This is a genomic window from Arthrobacter sp. H20, from assembly GCF_000520515.1.
Lineage (GTDB): Bacteria > Actinomycetota > Actinomycetes > Actinomycetales > Micrococcaceae > Arthrobacter_D.
This window is the reverse complement of sequence record NZ_KI914740.1, coordinates 25,928-29,574: the sequence shown is the minus strand read 5'-3', so window position 1 is coordinate 29,574 and position 3,647 is coordinate 25,928. Positions and strand designations below refer to the sequence as shown.

At 59.6% G+C, this 3,647-nt stretch carries 4 protein-coding genes, 1 tRNA gene and 1 pseudogene; 3 read left to right on the top strand and 3 right to left on the bottom strand.

The window, feature by feature from the left end; genetic code table 11:
* Positions 1–349: hypothetical protein (locus Y703_RS0112300; protein WP_216698898.1), on the top strand; the 349-nt coding region annotated here is incomplete at its 5' end.
* Positions 350–635: 286 nt separating this feature from the next.
* Here Y703_RS0112300 and Y703_RS20950 read toward each other — a convergent pair.
* The 3 genes from Y703_RS20950 to Y703_RS0112290 form a co-directional block, all read right to left on the bottom strand.
* A complete protein-coding gene (locus Y703_RS20950; protein WP_081743523.1) occupies positions 636–950 on the bottom strand; it encodes a tyrosine-type recombinase/integrase in 315 nt (104 codons plus the stop codon).
* Between the two features lie 3 nt (positions 951–953).
* Entirely contained in the window at positions 954–1,757 is an 804-nt protein-coding gene (locus Y703_RS19725) for a tyrosine-type recombinase/integrase (RefSeq protein WP_051427553.1), read from the bottom strand.
* 119 nt (positions 1,758–1,876) lie between these two features.
* A tRNA-Leu gene (locus Y703_RS0112290) sits at positions 1,877–1,959 on the bottom strand.
* A 165-nt stretch (positions 1,960–2,124) separates the two neighbouring features.
* On the opposite strand from Y703_RS0112290, the gene Y703_RS0112285 reads away from it, so the two are divergent.
* Entirely contained in the window at positions 2,125–3,426 is a 1,302-nt protein-coding gene (locus Y703_RS0112285) for a M20/M25/M40 family metallo-hydrolase (protein ID WP_026552934.1), read from the top strand.
* A gap of 12 nt (positions 3,427–3,438) precedes the next feature.
* Positions 3,439–3,647, top strand: a pseudogene (locus Y703_RS22425) (acyl-CoA dehydrogenase); the annotation flags it as partial.

Genomic DNA, 3,647 nt, shown 5'->3' with positions numbered 1-3,647 from the left:
GCGAGTAGGTCACCAAATAACACCGTCTCAACTTACATCTTGGCTGAAAACCTGGCCTTGGATCATCATCCTCGATGGGTTGGATGAAGTTCCCGACGCTTCTACAAGGTCGACCTTGCTTGAGAGAATTTCTGATTTCATGGATGACGTCGCGCAGTCAAACGCAGACGCTTTCGTGGTTGCGACGACAAGAGCCCAGGGCTACGAGGGCGACTTGGCAATGCTCGAACCCGCCGAATTCAAGCTGGACGATCTTGAGCCGTCACGAGCATTGAAGTATTCGCGCCAACTAGTCGATACCAGGTTCCCTGAGGACGAATACTCCTCGGACAGTCCAGAGCTGCACTAAAGCTCGTACTGGTTCTGCAAAATAAAGAGAAGCAAGGAGTGGCTTCCTCACATTCACCCGCTCCTGAACTTCTGGAAGCGCTGACAGGCTCTACCGCCGTTTTCCGTCTAGCTGAGATTCGCCGTGTTGCGTCGGGTAGGCACCTCATAGTTGCAGATTTCATACTCTCAGAGCTCATACAGTGGCTAGGTCAAAAGAGAGCCGGCCATGCGCTCCAGGTGTCCGTTCTGAGTGATTAGCTAAGTTGGGTTTGGTGGCGGTCGGTGTTTGCGTCTGCCGTCAATAATCAGACGAACGCCCGGTTCATCGCGGCAGCAGTGTCCGAAACTCCCTCGGGCAACAGATGGGAGTATCGGTCGATGGTCGTGGTGATGGACCGGTGTCCCAGGTGCTTCTGGAGCTTATAAATGTCCAGCCCCGCCTGGAGCAGCCATGACGCGTTCGAATGGCGAAGATCGTGAATACGAGGCTTCTTGTCCAAGCCTGCTGCCTGAGCTGACCGTACAGCCTCGTCCCAGATCTCCCACGCGCGGCGATGGTCAATCGGTCTACCCGATGGATTCAAGAACAAGTGTTTCGCCGTCTTCCTGGATACTCTTATCGACTAGGCCAGATACATCGCCGTCCTGGCTTCGACTGCGATCGTGCGGCGAGACTGGGCTGTCTTCGGCGGACCTATGACTGGCTGGTTTGTTTCGCTTCGGGTCCAGGCTCGAGCAATCCGGACAGTGACCTGTCCATGTTCGTCAGAAGAAAAGTCTCTTCCGTACAGAGCCGTGGCCTCCGAGAAGCGCACCCCGGTCGCGGCGAGGAATGCGAAGAGGGGTCGATGGTCCTCCGGGATATGAGATTGCAGCAGCCGCCATTCGTCACGAGTAAGGAACGACATAGGATCCTCAGTTGCTGAGCTTCGAGGAAGAGACACTCCTGCGCACGGATTGTCGGTGCGCTTCTTCTCGCGGACTGCAGTCTTGAAAGCTGCCGAGAGGAGCCCGTGAACGTTTGCAATGGTCTTAGGGGAGGATCCGGCAGCCGACATCGCTTTTACCCAGCCGACCACGTCGCGATAGTCGACCTCAAGTACATCAATGCGACCGATGGTTGGTGTGAGGTGCTTTGCTAGTTGCCCCTTGTAGCGCCTGATCGTGTAACCGTTCGCGTTCGTCAGCAGGTCGATGTGGTCCTCGACCATCTTGGTAACCGTGTAGGCGCCCATGAAGTGCTTCTGTGCACTCGATAGGGCTAGCGAGGTGTCGAGGTCGTGAGCCTCCAGAACGGTCATCATGAACTCGGCGTCCTTGACCTCGTCAAAACGTTGGGTTCTTCGCTTACCGGTCTTTTTGTCGACCCAACGAAGGAGATGGGCTGTGGAGCCATCCTTGCGTGGCCGTTTTTCGATGTTGGGCATGGTTTTACTATGCGTCGACATCGCCGACGGCCGTGGGAAATATTGGCGCCGCGTGGTCGAAAACAGGGCCCGCGTGGTCGAGGGCATAAAAAAACCCCGGAAATCCGGGGTTTTTCTAGTGCGCGGAGGGGGACTTGAACCCCCACCCTCGTTAGAGGACTAGCACCTCAAGCTAGCGCGTCTGCCATTCCGCCACCCGCGCAGGTGATGTTTTCCGTAGCTCTGAACCTCGGAAGCAGCGAAAAAAACTCTAACACGATGAAGGGCCAAGAGTTTAATCCGCAGTCCCTAACGGCCTTCAGAAGGCCCGCCGGCCAAAGTGGTTAGGCTGGTGGAACAACTCACTCGCCACCAGGAGGCCTACACAATGACTATCAAGCCCGAAGACGAAGTTGTCCGCATCTGCCAGGAACTCATCCGCATCGACACCTCCAACTATGGCGACAACGTGGGCCCCGGCGAGCGAGCGGCAGCGGAGTATACGGCGGGCCTGATGGAAGAAGTAGGGCTTGGGACGCAGGTCTTTGAGTCCGAACCGGGCCGCGCCTCGGTGATTGCCCGGATGCCCGGCTCCGATCCGTCGCTGCCCGCCCTGGTGGTGCACGGCCATCTGGACGTGGTTCCCGCGCAAAAAGAAGACTGGACAGTCGATCCCTTCAGCGGCGAGGAAAAGGACGGCCTGATCTGGGGCCGCGGCGCCGTAGACATGAAGGATATGGACGCCATGATCCTCTCGGTGCTCCGCAGCATGCAGCGGGAGAACATTCAGCCCAAGCGGGACCTGATCTTCGGCTTCTTCGCCGACGAGGAGGCTGGCGGCAAGTACGGAGCATCCTGGCTGGTCGACACGCGGCCCGGGCTCTTCGAAGGAGCCACCGAAGCCATCTCGGAGGTCGGCGGCTTCTCTGCCACCATCGGCGGGCAGCGCACCTACCTGCTGCAGACTGCCGAGAAGGGGATCTCTTGGCTTCGTCTGGTAGCCCACGGGCGCGCTGGACACGGTTCGCAAATCAACACTGACAACGCAGTCACCCGCCTGGCCCGGGCGGTAACCCGGGTGGGGGAGTACAACTGGCCCATCGAGCTGACGCCTACCACCCGCCAGTTCCTCGAGGGTGTGACCGAACTCACCGGGGTTGAGTTCGATGCAGACAATCCAGAAACCCTGCTCACCGAGCTTGGAACCGTGGCCCGCTTCGTCGGTGCCACCCTGCAGAATACGTCCAACCCCACAATGCTCAAGAGCGGTTACAAGCACAATGTCATCCCGGGCACTGCTGAAGCCCTGATCGATGTGCGCACCCTCCCCGGCCAGGAGGAGCAGGTGCTGGCCACCATCAAGGAGCTCGCGGGCGACGGCGTCGACGTCACCTATGATCACAAGGACGTCTCCCTGGAGGTCCCCTTCGCGGGAAACCTGGTGGACTCAATGATCGATGCGCTGCACAGCCAGGACCCGGGCGCTAAGGTGCTGCCCTACACGCTCTCCGGGGGCACCGACAACAAGTCGCTCAGCCGCCTCGGCATCACCGGCTACGGGTTTGCGCCACTGCAGCTGCCCGACGAACTGGACTTCACCGGTATGTTCCACGGTGTCGATGAGCGGGTCCCTACCGAGTCCCTCAAGTTCGGCTCCCGGGTGCTCAACCGGTTGCTCACCACCTACTAGGCAGCGTTGATCATGGACACACCCGAGGACATACTTCCGGACACTCTCCTCGACACGTTCCGGGATCGCGCCGCGGGGTACGACGCCCGGAACGAGTTCTTCCACGCGGACCTCGCAGATCTCAAAGACCTCGGCTACCTCGCATTGATGGCGCCCGTGAGCGACGGCGGGCGGGGGTTGGGCATCGAAGCGGCGGCCGCCTGCCAGCGGCGTCTGGCGTC

Coding starts and splice junctions, on each gene's coding strand:
- Y703_RS19725 (WP_051427553.1), bottom strand. CDS start 1,757: ATGCCCAACATCGAAAAACGGCCACGCAAGGATGGCTCCACAGCCCAT.
- Y703_RS0112285 (WP_026552934.1), top strand. CDS start 2,125: ATGACTATCAAGCCCGAAGACGAAGTTGTCCGCATCTGCCAGGAACTC.